Origin of the sequence: Mycolicibacterium cosmeticum, from assembly GCF_000613185.1 — a bacterium.
GTDB lineage: Bacteria > Actinomycetota > Actinomycetes > Mycobacteriales > Mycobacteriaceae > Mycobacterium > Mycobacterium cosmeticum.
Window position 1 is genome coordinate 2,175,874 of the sequence record NZ_CCBB010000001.1, and the last position, 15,615, is coordinate 2,191,488.

Below are 15,615 nucleotides of genomic sequence, written 5' to 3' on the forward strand. Positions count from 1 at the left end.
CGGCATAGTTTATTCGTTCACGCGGTGACGGCCGACCAGCACCGGCCCGAGCACGCCCCAGAGCAGGACGCTGCCCAGCACCACCAGGATGGTGCACAACAACACCGCGCGTTCGGCGGCGTCGTCGAGCACGTTGAAGGCGAGCAGGCCCAGCACGATGGTCGCCGCGCCGCGCGGCGCCAGAACGGCCACCAGCCGCCGGTTCGGCCGGCTCAGTCCGGACCGGGTCAGCGACAGCACCACCGGGACGAACCGGACCACGGTGACCACCAGCACACAGAACACCACCAGCCCGACGGAGACACCTTCTTCGAGCACGTACCAGGCGACCGCGCCGAAGACGAACCAGAGCACGGCCGACAGCAGGAACGCGATGTCGTCCAGCAGTTCCAGTTCGCGGCGCTCGTCGGAGTAGCGGCGCAATCCGTTGAACGCGATACCGCACACGAAGGCCGCGACGAATCCGTTGCCGTGGGAGGCCACGTTGAGGGTGTAGGCCAGCACCGGGGTGCACACCAGGATCAGCCGGCGGGACCGGTCGGTCATGAGGCCGCGGCGGTCCGCCGCGTTGGCGGCGACCGCCACCGACGCACCGATGACCAGTCCGAGCACGATGGCGCTCAACAGGTGCGGGACCGCGTCACGCACCGCATGCATCACGCTTTCGGCGCCGGCGTGCTCACCTCCGGTGATCGCCAGCGCAAAGACCAGGATCGGCGCGACGACGCCGTCGCTGTAGCCCTCCTCGACGTTGAGCAGATTGCGGACCCGGGCCGGGATCCGCTCGTCGTGCAGGAAGGAGGCCACCGGCGCGAAGTCGATGGGCACCACCACACAGGCCACCGCCAGCAGCGCCGCCCAGGACAGTCCGGGCAGCAGCCAGCTGCCCAGCAGCACCGACAGGGCCAGGCTCAGCGGCAGCGCGATCACGATGAGCCGGAACGCCGGCCCGGCCATCCCGCCGAAGAAACCACCGCGCACGTGGGTGGCGTGACCGAACAGCAGGATCGCCAGGATCAGCTCGATGATCGGCAGGATCACGTCGGTGTCGAGGCTCGCGGCCAGGGCGTGGTGGGTGCCGACACCCACCACCGCGCCGACGATCACCAGCACCATCGCCGGCGTGATGCGCCAGCGGTCCAACTGCCGGGCGAACAGCGCCCACAGTGCCAGCGTCGCGCTGACGCCGACGACCGACCACACCGTGCCGGCGATCAGGACGCGGCCACGCAGAAGGCGTTGCCGTCCGGGTCGGCGAACACCACCCACTGGAACTCGGGGCCGAAATCGTGCCTGCCGGTCTCGGTGGCACCCAGCGAGACCAGGCGGGCGATCTCGGCTTCGAGATCCTCGGTGTGGAAGTCGACGTGCACGCGGTTCTTGCCGGGCGTCGGGTCGTCGACGCGCTGGAAGCCCAGCCGCAGCCCGCTCGGCAGCGTGACGAACACGAATTCGCCTGGCATCAGGGCGGTCAGCTCACCCCCGGCGGCTGTGGCCCACCACGCCGCGAGGCGATCGGGATCGAGCGAATCGACAGTGATCATCTCCACACCAATAGCCATAGCCGGAGAGTAACCACTACCCCCGACGCGTGCCCGCCGCCGGCGCCAGAAACGCCTGAAGCGCCGCCGAATACGCGGCCACGTCGGCGGCGCCCATCACCTCGCGGGCCGAATGCATGGCCAGCTGGGCCGCTCCCACGTCGACGGTGGGAATCCCGGTGCGCGCGGCGGTCATCGGCCCGATCGTCGACCCGCACGGCAGGTCGGCCCGGTGTTCGTAGCGCTGCAGCGGCACCCCGGCCTGCCGGCACGCCAGCGCGAAGGCCGCCGCGGTGCGGCCATCGGTGGCGTAGCGCAGATTCGGCTGCACCTTGAGTACCGGGCCGGCGTTCACCGCGATGAGGTGGCCGGGTTCGTGCCGGTCCGGGTAGTTCGGGTGGGTGGCGTGTGCCATGTCGCCGGAGGCGATCATCGATTCGGCGCAGCGGCGCAGGAAGTCCTGCCGATCCTGGCCGCTCGCCAGCACGATGCGCTCGAGCACCGTCAGCAGCAGTTCGGACTGCGCGCCGTGATCGGACTGCGAACCGACCTCCTCGTGGTCGAACAGCGCCAGCACCGGGATGTGACTCTCCGGTTCGGCGGCGAGCAGCGCCTCGAGCCCGGCATGACAGGTCACCTGGTTGTCCAGCCGGGGCGCGCTGACGAACTCGCGGCCGGCGCCGGTGATCGCCGACGGCGCCAGGTCGTGGGTCATCAGGTCGAAGCCCAGCACGTCGGATTCGCGCACCCCGGCGCGTTCGGCGACGAACCCGATGAACGACCGCTGCTCCCCCACCCCCAAGATCGCGTTGACGTGCCGCTGCGGGTCGGGGCTGACCCCCTTGCGGTCGTCGGACAGGTGGATGGCCAGTTGCGGCACCCGCAGGATCGGGTCGTCGATCCGCACCAGCCGATGCGCCACCTGGCCGCCATCCACGACGGACAGCCGGCCGCTGATGCCGAGGTCGCGGTCCAGCCACGAGTTCAGCCACGCGCCGCCGTAGGGCTGCAGGGCCACCACCTGCCAGCCGGCGACCACCCGGTCGGGGTGCTGTTTGACGCGCAGGTTGGGGCTGTCGGTGTGACCGCCGACGATCCGGAACGGCACCTGTCCCGGCGTCGAATCCCAGGCCACCAACGAGCCGGCCCGCACGGTGAAGAACTTGCCGCCGGAGTCGGGCCAGGCCTGCGATTCGGACAGTTCGGTGTACCCGGCAGCCTCCAGCAGCCGCGCGGCCGTCGCGCACACATGGAACGGGGACGGCGAGGCGTCGATGAACTCACACAGGCTCTGGGGGCTAGCAGGCATCTTTTCATCTTGACCGGTGAGACGTCGTCCGGCCGCGCTAGGGTCTGCGATGTGTCCGATCTTGTTCCGCAGGCGGTGCTCGCGCCACTGACCCCGGCCGCCATCTTCATGGTCGCCACCATCGACGACGGCGGCGAGCAGACCGTGCACGACGCACTCGGCGATATCTCTGGTCTGGTCCGCGCCATAGGGTTTCGCGATCCGACCAAGCACCTGTCGGTGATCACGTCGATCGGATCCGACGCCTGGGACCGGTTGTTCAGCGGGCCCCGCCCCGTCGAGCTGCATCCCTTCGTCGCGTTGGAGGGGCCGCGGCACCGCGCCCCGTCGACGCCGGGTGATCTGTTGTTCCACATCCGGGCGGAATCGCTGGACGTGTGTTTCGAGTTGGCGGGCAAGATCGTCGCCGCGATGGACGGCGCCATCACCATCGTCGACGAGGTGCACGGCTTCAAGTTCTTCGACAACCGCGACCTGCTGGGCTTCGTGGACGGCACGGAGAACCCGGACGGCCCGGTGGCGATGAGCGCCAGCCAAATCGGTGACGAGGATCCCGATTTCGCCGGCGGGTGCTACGTGCACGTGCAGCGCTACCTGCACGACATGTCGGCGTGGAACGCGCTGTCGGTCGAGGAGCAGGAGCGGGTGATCGGTCGCACCAAACTCGACGACATCGAACTGGACGACGCGGTGAAACCGGCGAATTCGCATGTGGCCCTCAACGTCATCGAGGACGAGCAGGGCAACGAGCTGAAGATCCTGCGGCACAACATGCCGTTCGGTGAGATCGGCAAGGGCGAGTTCGGGACCTACTACATCGGCTATTCGCGCACCGCCGCGGTCACCGAACGGATGCTGCGCAACATGTTCATCGGCGACCCGCCCGGCAACACCGACCGGATCCTGGACTTCTCCACCGCGGTGACCGGTTGCCTGTTCTTCACCCCGACGGCCGATTTCCTCGACGACCCGCCACCCATGCCCGGGCCGGCCGAGCCGGCCCCCGCCGTAGCCACCAGCACGCCCACGCCCACGTATTCCGGTTCACTGTCGATCGGCAGCCTGAAAGGACAACCCCAATGAACAACCTGTACCGCGAACTGGCGCCGGTCACCGACGAGGCGTGGGCCGAGATCGAGCAGGAGGCCACCCGCACGTTCAAGCGGCACATCGCCGGGCGCCGGGTCGTCGACTGCACCGGTCCGACCGGCGCCACCACCGCCGCGGTGTCCACCGGTCACCTGCTGGATGTGACCTCCCCGGGTGACGGTGTGATCGCGCACCTGCGCGACAGCCGTCCGCTGGTGCGGCTGCGGGTGCCGTTCACCATCACCCGCGAGGCCATCGACGACGTTGAACGCGGCTCGCAGGACTCGGACTGGGACCCGGTCAAGGACGCCGCCAAGAAGCTGGCCTTCGCCGAGGACCGGGCGATCTTCGAGGGGTACGCGGCGGCCAACATCCAGGGCATCCGCGCGGCCAGCTCCAACCCCGGCCTGGCGCTGCCCGAGGATCCGCGCGACTATCCCGATGTGATCGCCCAGGCGCTGTCGGAGCTGCGGCTGGCCGGTGTCGACGGCCCCTACTCGGTGCTGCTGTCGGCCGACGCCTACACCAAGGTCAGTGAGACCACCGAGCACGGTTATCCGTTGCGCGAACACCTCAACCGGGTGGTCGACGGTGACATCATCTGGGCCCCGGCCATCGACGGCGCGTTCGTATTGTCCACCCGCGGAGGCGATTTCGATCTGCAGCTGGGCACCGACGTGTCGATCGGCTACTCGAGCCACGACGCGGAGACGGTGCAGCTGTACCTGCAGGAGACCTTCACGTTCCTCAACTACACCGCCGAGGCCTCGGTCGCCCTGAGCGCCTGACGTTCCTCAGGCGAGCGGCCGTGTTTGCACGCCGACACGCCGCATCTGGTGGCATTTCGGGGCCGCTCGCCGGAGGAGTCAGGCCGTCAGCACCGCATCCAGCGCGGAGTAGAACAGGCCCAGGCCGTCGTCGGACGGGCCGGTCAGCGGCTCGGTGGCGTGTTCGGGGTGCGGCATCAGCCCCACCACCCGGCCGTCGGCCGAGCTGACCCCGGCGATCCCGCGCATCGACCCGTTGAGGTTCTCCCGGTAGCGGAAGACCACCCGGCCCTCACCCTCGAGTTCGTCGAGCACGGCCTCGGACGCCACATACCGGCCCTCGCCCGATTTCAGCGGCACCAGCAGGTCGGCGTCCTGTTCGTAACGGGTGGTCCAGGCCGTGGTGTTCGACGCCACCTGCAGCCACACGTCGCGGCAGATGAAGTGCAGACCGGCGTTGCGGGTCAGCGCACCCGGCAGCAGGCCCGACTCGCACAGCACCTGGAAGCCGTTGCAGATGCCCAGCACCGGCATCCCGCCGCGGGCCGCGTCGACGACGGACCGCATCACCGGCGCGAAGCTGGCGATGGCGCCGGCGCGCAGGTAGTCGCCGTAGGAGAACCCGCCGGGCACCACCACGGCGTCGACGCCCTTGAGGTCGGCGTCGGCATGCCACAGCGCGACGGCCTCACCGCCGGCCAGCCGCACGGCCCGGGCGGCGTCGACGTCGTCGAGCGTCCCGGGGAAGGTGATCACACCGACCTTCGCCCCGCTCATGCCTGCTCCCGGGTCACCACGAAGTCCTCGATCACCGTGTTGGCCAGCAGCGACTCGGCGATCTCGGCCAAGGCCGCGTCGGACACCGAATCGTCGACCTCGAGCTCGAACCGCTTGCCCTGCCGGACGTCGGAGACACCGCCATGGCCGAGCCGTCCCAACGCGCCGACGATCGCCTGCCCCTGCGGGTCGAGGATCTCGGCCTTGGGCATCACGTGCACTACGACGCGGGCCACGGGTACTCCTTCACGAGCGGTGAATGTGGTCTTGATCGGCTGTAACTCTACCGACGTGAATACAAGCCACAATGGAGCCATGCAACTCACGCACTTCGGCCACTCCTGCCTGCTGGCCAGCTTCCGCGACGGCGCCGAAGGCGAGACGACGGTGCTGTTCGATCCCGGGAACTTCTCGCACGGTTTCGAGGGCATCACCGGCCTGGACGCGATCCTGATCACCCATCAGCATCCCGACCACGCCGACACCGCCCGGCTGCCCGCCCTGCTGGAGGCGAATCCGCAGGCCAAGCTGTACGCCGATCCGCAGACCGCGGCACAGCTGGGCGAGCCGTGGGCGGCCGTGCACGCCGGGGACACGTTCACCGTCGGTCACCTGACGGTGCGCGGTGTGGGGGGCACCCACGCCACCATCCACCCCGACATCCCGGTGATCGACAACACGTCCTACCTGATCGGCGACGGTGACCACCCGGCCCGGTTGATGCACCCGGGCGACGCGCTGTTCGCCCCCGGCGAGCCGGTCGACGTGCTGGCCACGCCGGCCGCGGCGCCCTGGATGAAGATCGCCGAGGCCGTCGACTACCTGCGCGCCGTGGCTCCGGCCCGGGCGGTACCGATCCACCAGGGCATCATCGACCCGTCGGCCCGCGGCATCTACTACGGCCGGCTGTCGGAGATGACCGACACCGACTTCCAGGTGCTCGAACCGGAGAACGGGACGCAGTTCTGAACGGGCACGCACTGCTGCGCTGGTGGCCACCCATCGCCATCGCGGCCATGGTGCTGCTCGGGGTGCTGGTCGGGCACGGCAACACCGGCTTCGACGTCACCGCGCTGACCGTGATGAACGACGTGTTCGGCCCGGCCCCGATCTGGATGCTCTACTTCACCTGGGGCGTCGCCATGCTGGTGCTGCTGGCCGTCGCGGTGGCGCTGGCGCTGTGGCGGCGACGATGGCGGGTCGCGGTGGTGGTGGCGCTGTGCCCGGCCGTCGCGCTGATCGGGTCGCGGGTGCTCAAGAAGCTGTTCGGCCGGCACAAGGGCGACGGCACCTCATGGGCGTACGCCTATCCCAGCGGGCACACCACGGTGGTCACCACCGTCACCGCGATGCTGGTCCTGGCCGCCGGGTACACGCTGTGGCGGGCGGCGCTGGCCGTGGTGGTCAGTGTGATCGGCGGGCTCGGCATGGCCGCGACCGACCTGCACTATCTGACCGATATCTTCGGTGGCTGGTTGTGGGCCACCGCGATGGTGTGCCTGGCGGTGCTGGCGGCCGGGCCTCAGGCGGTGTCCCGGGCGGCGGCCCGGCCCGCGGCCCTGCCGGAGAACACGCAGCCACCCAGGAAGGTGCCCTCCAACGAGCGGTAGCCGTGCACGCCGCCGCCGCCGAATCCGGCGGCCTCCCCGGCCGCGTACAGCCCGTCGAAGGTACCGCCGCCGGCCGTCAGCACCCGTGATTCCAGATCGGTGTGCAAGCCGCCCAACGACTTCCGGGTCAGGATGTGCAGTTTGACGGCGATCAGCGGGCCGGCCTTGGGATCGGTCAGCCGGTGCGGCGCGACGACGCGGGCCACCCGCTCGGCCAAATAGCCGCGCGCCCCGCGGATCGCGGTGATCTGCCCGTCCTTGGTGAAGCGGTTCACCACCTCACGGTCACGCGCGGTCACCTCGGCCTCCACCGTGGCGTAGTCCAGGGGTACCACGCCGTCGACGCCGTTCATCGCGGACACCAGCTCGCGCAACGAATTTGCCGTCACGAAGTCCGGGCCGCGGTCCACGAAGGCACGCACCGGCGCGGGTCCGCCGTCGCGTCCGCGGGCCAGCACCGCCCGCACGCTGCGCCCGGTCAGGTCGGGGTTCTGCTCCTGCCCGGACAGGCCGAACTCCTTGGCGATGATGCGGGCGTTGAGCACGAACCAGGTGTAGTCGTGGCCGGTGCCGGCGATGTATTCCAGGGTGCCCAGCGTGTCGAAGCCCGGGTAGAGCGGCACGGGCAGGCGTTTTCCGGTGGCGTCCAGCCACAGTGACGACGGTCCGGGCAGGATCCGGATGCCGTGGTTGGGCCACACCGGGTCGTAGTTGGTGATGCCCTCGGTGTAATGCCACATCCGATCGGAGTTGATGACCTGCGCTCCGGCGGCTTCGGCGATCCCGATCATCCGCCCGTCGACGTGTTCGGGCACCCCGGACAGCATGGTCGCCGGTGGTGTGCCCATCCGGGCCGGCCAGTTCTTGCGCACCAGGTCGTGGTTGCCGCCGATGCCACCGCTGGCCACGATGACGGCCTGGGCCCGGAATTCGAACTCGCCCACGGTGTTCCGTGACGACGCGACGCCGCGTTCGGCGGTCGACGGTTCCAGCACCGCGCCGCGCACCCCGACGGCGGCGCCGTTTTCCACGATGAGTTCGTCGACCCGGTGCCGGTGGGCGAACCGCACGGCGGAGTGGCCGAGCAGGCGGCGGGCGAAGATGTCCACCAACGCCGGCCCGGTGCCCCAGGTGATGTGGAACCGCGGCACCGAATTGCCGTGCCCACGGGCGTCATAGCCGCCCCGCTCGGCCCAGCCCACCAGCGCGAAGGTCTGCAGCCCGCGGGCGCGCAGCCAGGCGCGCTTCTCGCCGGCGGCGAAATCGACGTAGGCGTGCGCCCATTCCCGCGGCCAGTGGTCCTCGGCCCGGTCGAAACCGGCCGAACCCAGCCAGTCCTGCAGGGCCAGTTCGTGGCTGTCCCGGATGCCGAGCCGGCGCTGCTCGGGGCTGTCGACGAAGAACAGCCCGCCGAACGACCAGAACGCCTGACCACCGATGTTGGCGGCGTTCTCCTGGTCGACGATCAGCACGCGGCGGCCGCGTTCGATCAGCTCACACGCGGCGACCAGCCCGGCCAGTCCCGCACCCACCACGATGACGTCGGCATCCATGCCGCCCACGGTAGCCGGAAGAGCTGGGCGTCAGGCCGCATCCGGCTTCGTCAGCGCGGCCGGCGCCGCCCAGCGGTACAGCGACGGCAGGCAGCGGTGCATCAACGCCAGGTCGATCGCGTCGAGGATCGCGCGGCGGGTCCCGTCGCTGCGCAGTTGACGGGCCGACACCGCCAGTCGCACCGTGCCGCCGCGTCGCGCGCTGCGCTCGGCCGACAGGACCAGCGTCCGGCACCACCACGGCTCGGTGAGAAAGCCCTCCCCGATGCCGAGCACCCGGGCCCGCACGGTGGTGTCGCGTACCAGATCGGTGATGCCGGAGAGGCCGACCAGCAACCGGAAACCGTTGCGCGGCAAGGCGGTGATCGTCCCCTGCGACACGTTCCAGCCGGGTGCGGCGAACAGCCGGGTGCGCAGGCCCAGGTGCTCCAGCACCCGGTCGGCACCCATCAATCGCAGGTTCGCCTCGTGCGCGGGCAGCACCGCGAACTCGCCGCGGCGGGTCTTGGTGGCGGCCTCGTCGAAACCGTGCAGGACGATCGCGTCGCCGCGGCCGCGACGCCGGCCGAGCCAGTCGACGGTGTCGCGGTCACCCTCCAGCCGGTAGTCGCCCTTGAGCCGCGGGGCGACCATCAGCGACACTGGTACACCACGGGTGTCCAGTTCGGTGCAGAACGCCGCCACCTCGGTCAGGGTGCGATCCCTGATGCCCGAGATGGAGACGATCAGTTCTCCTGCCACCCGCCCAGTGTGGCAACGTCAGGTGTCGCGACGGTTGCGAACACCCGGACGGAAGTTGACTTTTGGGCCGGTTATCCGGCCAGTACCGCTTCGATCGCCGCGATCACCTCGGGCGCATCCGGTTCGGTGCGCGGCCGGAACCGGTTCACCACCGTGCCGTCGGGCGCCAGCAGGAATTTCTCGAAGTTCCACTGGATGTCGCCGGCCGCGCCGTCGGCGTCGGTGGCCTTGGTCAGTTCGGCGTAGAGGGGGTGCCGGTCGGCGCCGTTGACGTCGGTCTTGGCCAGCAGCGGAAAGGTCACCCCGTAGGTGGTCGAGCAGAACGTCTGGATCTCCTCGGCGGTGCCCGGCTCCTGGCCCATGAACTGGTTACAGGGCACTCCGACGACGGTGAGGCCACGATCGCCGTAGGTCTGGGCCAGTCGCTCCAGCGCGCCGTACTGCGGGGTGAGGCCGCACTGGGAGGCAACGTTGACGACCAGCGTTGCGCCACTGGACAAGTGGGCCAGCGTGGTGGGCGTGCCGGACAGCGTGGTCAGCGGGAGGTCTTTGATATGTCCTGAGCTCACGGCACCCGACGCTAGCCGTCGAACAGGATCGCCGCCAGCCTCTCGACGGTGGCGATGGGATCGCCGGTGGTGTGCGTCTTGTCGATGGCGTCGTTGAGCCACAGCTGCGCAAAGCCGTGCACCAGCGACCACGCGGCCAGCGCGGCACCGGCCGGGTCGGCCTTGGCGTGCGGGTCGGCCAGGGTGCCGACACCCCGGTCGAGTTCCGCTCCGGCCGCGGCGGCGGCCGCCACCACCTCGGGATCGCGCTCGTCGTACAGCGATTTGTCGAACATCACCTCGTAGTGGCCGGGATGGTCGAGCGCGAACCGCACATACGCCTTGGCGGCGTCGATGAACTGGGGGCGGGCCTCGGTCAGCGCCGCGGTCAGCAGCCGGAAACCCTCGGCGGCCAGCGCGGTGAACAGCCCGCGCCGGTCGGTGAAGTGATGCGCCGGCGCGGCGTGCGACACCCCGGCCGACCGGGCCAGCTCACGCAGCGAGATCCCGTCGGCACCGCGCTCGGCGACCAGCACCGCCGCCTCGGCGAGGATGACCGCCCGCAGGTCGCCATGGTGATACGTCCGCTTGGTCACCCGGCCATCGTATCTTGACAGCGTCTAGTTCCGGGCTATCCTTCATCTTGTCACTGTCTAGATGGAGGTGGTGTGCGGTGGCCGTGTTCCTCGCGCTCGTGCTCGGCAGCGTCGCCGCCCGGGTTACCGTGGCCGATTCCTGGCCGGTGGCCATCGCGGCCGGACTCGCGCTGATGTTCACCATGACGGGCCTGGCCCATTTCGCACCCGGCATGCGCCGGGACATGCTCGCCATCGTGCCGCCCCGACTGCCATCCCCGGGACTGCTGGTCACCGTCACCGGTGTGCTCGAGCTGGTGGGCGCGGCCGGCCTGCTCTATCCGCCCACCCGGGCCGCCGCCGCGGCCTGCCTGTTCGTGCTCATGCTGGCCATGTTTCCGGCCAACATCCGTGCCGCGCGCATGCCCGATCCACCGGCCTCGATGACGGCGAACCTAGCCGTGCGAACCGCCGAAGAGGCTGTCTACCTGGCCGCTGCCGTAGTGGTCGCGGTCGGCGGTGGCCAGTAACCAGGCGTACTGGAAGGCGGCTTCCTTCCAGCGTTCATAACGCCCGCTGATGCCGCCGTGGCCGGCCGCCATCTCCGTCTTCAACAGCACCGGATGGTCGTCGGTCTTGACATGGCGCAGCGCGGCAACCCATTTCGCCGGTTCCACGTAGTAGACCCGGGTGTCGTTGAGCGATGTCATGGCCAGGATGGCCGGGTAATCCTTGGCCTCGACGTTCTCGTACGGCGAGTAGGACTTCATGTACTCGTAGACGTTCTTGTCCTCCAACGGATTTCCCCACTCGTCCCATTCGGTGACGGTCAGCGGCAGGGACGGATCCAAGATGGTGGTCAGCGGGTCGACGAACGGCACCTGGGCCAGCACCCCGGCGAATGCCTGCGGCGCCAGATTGGTCACCGCGCCGATCAGCAGGCCGCCCGCACTCCCACCCAGGGCCACCAGATTCTCCGGGCGGGTCAGGCCGGTCTCCACCAGATGCTCGGCCACCGCGATGAAATCGGTGAAGGTGTTGCGTTTGTGCAGCATCTTGCCGTTCTCGTACCACGGCCGGCCCAACTCACCGCCACCGCGCACGTGCGCCACCGCGAACACCATGCCGCGGTCCAGTAACGACAACCGGGCGATGGAGAAGCGCGGGTCCTCACACGACTCGTAGGCGCCGTAGCCGTACAGCAATGCCGGCGCCGGGAAAGGCAACCCGACCCGGTGCACGATCGATATCGGGATCCTGGCACCGTCGTCGGCGACGGCCCAGTCCCGACGTTCGATGTAATCATCCGGCCGGTAGTCGCCGAGCACCGGTTGCTCGCGCAGCAGGGTGCGCTCGCCGGTGGTCAGGTCCAGATCGTAGATGCGTACCGGCAGCACGAACGAGGTTGCGCCGACGCGCAGCTTCGGCGACGACCAGTTCGGGTTGCCCGACAGGCCGGCCGACATCAGTTCCGACTCGAAAGCGATCTCCTCGGGAGCACCGTAGGAGCCGTCGGAGGTGATGGGCCACAGCTGGATTCGGGGCAGCGCCTCCCGGCGGTAGCTGACCACGAGGTGCTTCTCGAACGCGTCGACCCCGTCCAGGCGGACGTCGTCGCGGCCTTCGATGAGGGTGCGGAACGCCGTCGGGTCGCTGACCGGCGCGTCGACGAGGGTGAAGTTGACCGCGCCGTCGTTGTGCATGATGAGGAAGCGGTCCTCACCGCCGACGACGGCGTGCTCCACCGAGTACTCGACGAGGTCGCGGCGCGGCAGCACCACGGTGAACTCCGCTTCCGGGTCGGCCGCGTCGGCGTAGCGCACCTCGGTGGTGACCGCACTGCCCGCCGCGATGAGCACGTACTTGTCGCTGCGGGTGCGCCCGACCGCCAGCCAGAAGCGTTCGTCGGGTTCGTGGTACACCTTCTGGGCGGACAGTCCCGACGCCAGCCGGTGCCGCCACACCGTGTCCGGCCGCCACGCGTCGTCGACCGTCACGTAGTAGACGGTGCGGTTGTCCGCCGCCCAGGTGACCCCGGCGCCGATTCCGGCGATCACGTCCTCGTACAGTTCGCCGGTGCGTAAGTCCTTGAACCGCAAGGTGTAGCGCTCGTCGCCCCTGACGTCCACCGAATAGGCCAGGATGTTGCCGTCGATGCTGACGCTGATCGCGCCGAGGGAGAAGAAGTCGTGGCCTTCGGCCTCGACGTTCTCGTCGAGCAGGATCTGCTCGCCGGGAATCGGGGTGTTCTCGTCCAGCTCCGGCGGCGTCCAGTCGTCGGGATCGGCGATGGGACAGCGGCATTGCACGCCGTACTGCTTGCCCTCGAAGCTGCGCGCGTAGTACCACCAGTCGCCGCGCCGGGTCGGGACCGACAGATCCGTTTCCTTGGTCCGGGCCTTGATCTCGTCGAAGATCTTCTGGCGCAAGGGCGCCAGTTGCGCGGTGACCTGGTCGGCGTACGCGTTCTCCGCCTCCAGGTGCGCGATGACCTCGGGATTGTCCTTCTCGCGCAGCCACTCGTAGTGGTCGACGAAGACGTCGCCGTGGTGTTCGCGGTGCTTGGGCACGCGTTTGGCAATGGGTGCAGTCTGGCTCATGCGCCGATCCAATCGCCGAAGCTCAGGCCCGAGATGCGTTCGTAGGCCTCGATATAACGTGCCCGCGTGGCGGCCGCGATCTCGGCGGGCAGCGGTGGCGGCGGTGTGCTACCGTGCCGGTCCCAGCCGGAGTCCGGCCCGGTCAGCCAGTTGCGGACGAACTGTTTGTCGTAACTGGGCTGCACCACACCCGGCTGATACGTGTCGGCCGGCCAGTACCGCGACGAGTCCGGGGTCAGTACCTCGTCGGCCAGCACCAACTCGCCGTCGGCATCCACACCGAACTCGAACTTGGTGTCGGCGACGATCACCCCCTTGCTCAGCGCGTGGTCGGCGGCCTTGGAATAGATGTCCAGGGTGCGGTCGCGCAGCTGCGCGGCCCGCTGTTCGCCGACGAGCCCGACGACGGCGTCGAAGGCGATGTTCTCGTCGTGATCGCCCAGCTCGGCCTTGCTGGCCGGGGTGAAGATCGGCTGCGCGAACTTACTGGCCTCGCCCAGCCCCGCGGGCAGCTCGATACCGCACACGGCGCCGGTCTGCTGGTAGTCGATCAGTCCCGATCCGGTCAGATAGCCGCGGGCCACGCATTCGACCGGCAACATCTCCAGCCGGCGCACCACCAGCGCGCGCCCGAGCACGTCGGCCGGGATGCGTTCGTCGTCGGGCGGGCCGGCCAGGTGGTTGGGCACCCCGAGATGGTCGAAGAAGAACACGCTCATCGCGGTGAGGATCCGGCCCTTGTCCGGGATCTCGGTGTCCAGGACGTAGTCGAAGGCGGAGATGCGGTCGGAGGCCACGAACAGCAGGTGATCGTCGTCGATGCGGTACAGCTCGCGAACTTTGCCGCTGGCCAGATGCCGGTAGTCGGTCAGAGCGGGGCGCATCCGCCCACCCTATGTGCTGGGATCGAAGCCATGACTTCGCGGTACCTGCCCTACGCCACGAAACCGGGTCGGCTGCTGGCGCAGCTGCTCAGTGACATCGCGGTCATCGTCTGGACCGCCATCTGGGTGATGGTGGGCGGGGCGGTGTACTCGGCCGTCGCGACCATCTCCGAGGTGGGCCGCCAGGTGCAGAGCGGCGCCGACGGGGTGTCGGGCAACCTGGCCTCGGCCGGTGACAGCACCGATGACGTGCCGCTGATCGGCGGCACCCTGGCCGGCCCGCTGAAGGCGGCCAGCCGCGCGGCGGATGAGATCGCCGGCGCCGGGCACAGCCTGGACGTGACCGCGAGCTGGCTGGCCTGGGTGCTGGCGCTGGCGGTGGCGGCCACCCCGATCCTGGCCGTGGCGATGCCCTGGCTGTTCCTGCGGGTGCGGTTCTTCCGCCGCAAGTTGATGGTGTTGTCGCTGGCCTCCAGCCACGCCGGCCAGGAACTGCTGGCCATGCGCGCGCTGGCCAACCGGCCGCTGGCCAAGCTCACCGCGATCGACCCCGACCCGATCGGCGCCTGGCGCCGTGATGACCGGATGGCGATCCGCGGGCTGGCCCTGCTGGAACTGCACGCCGCCGGCATCCGGCTCAAGTCGTAGCGATTTGTGGAGCCGCACCCGTAACCATTACGGGTGCGGCTCCACGAATCACAGAGACGGGAACCCGCCGACACCCGCCCGCGTCGGAAACAACATGCTCAGTGATCTCCTGCGCGACCACGACGGTGTGATCACCTTGGCGCAGGCTCTGCGGGCCGGCCTCAGCCAGGACGACATCGATTACCGGCTGCGCACCGGCCAGTGGCTCCGCTGCGCCCGCGGCGTCTACTTCGTCGACGACCGGCAGTTCACCGATGCCGCGCGCGTCCGTGCCGCGGTGTGGTCGTACGGCGAGGAAGGCGTGGCCAGCGGATTGACCGCGGCATGGTGGCACCGACTGACGCAGTTCGTGCCTGACATCGTCGAGGTGACCGTTCCCAGGGAGCGACGACGACGGGTGCACCTCGGCACCAAGCTGCGACGACGCAACCTCGACCCCCGTGAGGTCATCGAGGTCGGCGACCTTCGGGTGACCGCCTTGCCCTTGACCGTCGTCGAGGCCGCAGCCCGTCGCGGTGGTGGCGCCAAGATCATGGACACCGCCTTGCAACGCCACCTCGAACTGCCCGAGCTTTGGAAGTCTCACCTGAACAACAAGGGCAGGCACGGCTCGCCGAGGGCGCGCATCATGCTGTTGGCGGCGGGCGACGGCGCGCGTTCCGAGGCCGAACGCCTGCTGGGGAAGCTGCTCCGGCAGGCCGGCATCACCGGGTGGAAGGCCAATCATCGGGTCGCCGGGTACAAGGTCGACTACGGCTTTCCCGCGGCCGCTCTGGCACTGGAGACCGATGGCTGGGCATTCCACAGCGATCCCGACGCGTTTCACAGTGACCGGATCCGGCAGAACGCGTTGATTCTGGCGGGCTGGCACGTTCTGCGCTTCACGTGGCTGGACCTCAACGAGTATCCCGACCGGGTCGTCGCTGAGATCAAACGGGCCCTCAAGCAGCGACTTGTGGAGCCGCACCCGTAA

At 69.2% G+C, this 15,615-nt stretch carries 18 protein-coding genes; 7 read left to right on the forward strand and 11 right to left on the reverse strand.

The window, feature by feature from the left end; genetic code table 11:
- Positions 1 to 9: 9 nt before the first annotated feature.
- From BN977_RS10435 to BN977_RS10445, 3 genes are read right to left on the reverse strand one after another with little or no spacing between them, the layout of a single operon-like run.
- Entirely contained in the window at positions 10 to 1,203 is a 1,194-nt protein-coding gene (locus tag BN977_RS10435) for a cation:proton antiporter domain-containing protein (protein ID WP_051561255.1), read from the reverse strand.
- Between the two features lie 11 nt (positions 1,204 to 1,214).
- Complete coding sequence (locus BN977_RS10440) at positions 1,215 to 1,562, reverse strand: VOC family protein (protein WP_036397483.1); 348 nt, start codon at positions 1,560 to 1,562, stop codon at positions 1,215 to 1,217.
- 16 nt (positions 1,563 to 1,578) lie between these two features.
- On the reverse strand, positions 1,579 to 2,850 hold the full coding sequence (locus tag BN977_RS10445; RefSeq protein ID WP_036397485.1) for a M18 family aminopeptidase: 1,272 nt from the start codon (positions 2,848 to 2,850) through the stop codon (positions 1,579 to 1,581).
- A gap of 51 nt (positions 2,851 to 2,901) precedes the next feature.
- Between BN977_RS10445 and BN977_RS10450 the strand changes: the two genes are divergently transcribed.
- Complete coding sequence (locus tag BN977_RS10450) at positions 2,902 to 3,933, forward strand: Dyp-type peroxidase (RefSeq protein WP_036397486.1); 1,032 nt, start codon at positions 2,902 to 2,904, stop codon at positions 3,931 to 3,933.
- On the forward strand, positions 3,930 to 4,727 hold the full coding sequence (locus BN977_RS10455; RefSeq protein ID WP_036397488.1) for a family 1 encapsulin nanocompartment shell protein: 798 nt from the start codon (positions 3,930 to 3,932) through the stop codon (positions 4,725 to 4,727). The genes BN977_RS10450 and BN977_RS10455 overlap by 4 nt, the downstream gene beginning before the upstream one ends.
- A gap of 78 nt (positions 4,728 to 4,805) precedes the next feature.
- Here the strand turns inward: BN977_RS10455 and purQ are convergent, their stop codons facing one another.
- Both purQ and purS read right to left on the reverse strand, forming a co-directional pair.
- Complete coding sequence (gene purQ, locus BN977_RS10460) at positions 4,806 to 5,483, reverse strand: phosphoribosylformylglycinamidine synthase subunit PurQ (protein ID WP_036397490.1); 678 nt, start codon at positions 5,481 to 5,483, stop codon at positions 4,806 to 4,808.
- The gene (gene purS, locus BN977_RS10465) at positions 5,480 to 5,719 is read right to left on the reverse strand and encodes a phosphoribosylformylglycinamidine synthase subunit PurS (RefSeq protein ID WP_036397492.1); all 240 of its coding nucleotides are present in this window, start codon (positions 5,717 to 5,719) and stop codon (positions 5,480 to 5,482) included. Before purS ends, purQ begins: the two co-directional genes overlap by 4 nt.
- A 79-nt stretch (positions 5,720 to 5,798) precedes the next feature.
- Between purS and BN977_RS10470 the strand changes: the two genes are divergently transcribed.
- Entirely contained in the window at positions 5,799 to 6,452 is a 654-nt protein-coding gene (locus BN977_RS10470) for an MBL fold metallo-hydrolase (RefSeq protein WP_036397494.1), read from the forward strand.
- Between the two features lie 47 nt (positions 6,453 to 6,499).
- On the forward strand, positions 6,500 to 7,093 hold the full coding sequence (locus BN977_RS10475) for a phosphatase PAP2 family protein (RefSeq protein ID WP_051561257.1): 594 nt from the start codon (positions 6,500 to 6,502) through the stop codon (positions 7,091 to 7,093).
- Here BN977_RS10475 and BN977_RS10480 read toward each other — a convergent pair.
- The 4 genes from BN977_RS10480 to BN977_RS10495 form a co-directional block, all read right to left on the reverse strand.
- Complete coding sequence (locus BN977_RS10480) at positions 7,006 to 8,646, reverse strand: FAD-binding dehydrogenase (RefSeq protein ID WP_036397495.1); 1,641 nt, start codon at positions 8,644 to 8,646, stop codon at positions 7,006 to 7,008. The genes BN977_RS10475 and BN977_RS10480 overlap by 88 nt on opposite strands.
- A gap of 30 nt (positions 8,647 to 8,676) precedes the next feature.
- The gene (locus tag BN977_RS10485; protein ID WP_036397496.1) at positions 8,677 to 9,387 is read right to left on the reverse strand and encodes a DUF2334 domain-containing protein; all 711 of its coding nucleotides are present in this window, start codon (positions 9,385 to 9,387) and stop codon (positions 8,677 to 8,679) included.
- 71 nt (positions 9,388 to 9,458) lie between these two features.
- Positions 9,459 to 9,941 (reverse strand): glutathione peroxidase, encoded by a 483-nt coding sequence (locus BN977_RS10490; protein WP_191262534.1) that lies wholly within the window; start codon positions 9,939 to 9,941, stop codon positions 9,459 to 9,461.
- A gap of 26 nt (positions 9,942 to 9,967) precedes the next feature.
- Positions 9,968 to 10,531, reverse strand: coding sequence for a TetR/AcrR family transcriptional regulator (locus BN977_RS10495; RefSeq protein WP_036397500.1), 564 nt, complete (start codon positions 10,529 to 10,531; stop codon positions 9,968 to 9,970).
- 77 nt (positions 10,532 to 10,608) lie between these two features.
- On the opposite strand from BN977_RS10495, the gene BN977_RS10500 reads away from it, so the two are divergent.
- Complete coding sequence (locus tag BN977_RS10500; protein ID WP_036397501.1) at positions 10,609 to 11,040, forward strand: DoxX family protein; 432 nt, start codon at positions 10,609 to 10,611, stop codon at positions 11,038 to 11,040.
- Here the strand turns inward: BN977_RS10500 and BN977_RS10505 are convergent.
- Positions 10,966 to 13,110: a S9 family peptidase gene (locus tag BN977_RS10505; RefSeq protein WP_036397503.1), complete on the reverse strand. Its 2,145-nt coding sequence runs from the start codon at positions 13,108 to 13,110 to the stop codon at positions 10,966 to 10,968. The genes BN977_RS10500 and BN977_RS10505 overlap by 75 nt on opposite strands.
- Positions 13,107 to 13,994, reverse strand: a complete 888-nt coding sequence (locus tag BN977_RS10510; protein ID WP_036397505.1) for a phosphoribosylaminoimidazolesuccinocarboxamide synthase — start codon at positions 13,992 to 13,994, stop codon at positions 13,107 to 13,109. Before BN977_RS10510 ends, BN977_RS10505 begins: the two co-directional genes overlap by 4 nt.
- A 30-nt stretch (positions 13,995 to 14,024) precedes the next feature.
- On the opposite strand from BN977_RS10510, the gene BN977_RS10515 reads away from it, so the two are divergent.
- Together BN977_RS10515 and BN977_RS10520 are read left to right on the forward strand one after the other, a co-directional pair.
- A complete protein-coding gene (locus BN977_RS10515) occupies positions 14,025 to 14,642 on the forward strand; it encodes a hypothetical protein (protein WP_036397506.1) in 618 nt (205 codons plus the stop codon).
- A gap of 94 nt (positions 14,643 to 14,736) precedes the next feature.
- The gene (locus BN977_RS10520) at positions 14,737 to 15,615 is read left to right on the forward strand and encodes a type IV toxin-antitoxin system AbiEi family antitoxin domain-containing protein (RefSeq protein ID WP_036397507.1); all 879 of its coding nucleotides are present in this window, start codon (positions 14,737 to 14,739) and stop codon (positions 15,613 to 15,615) included.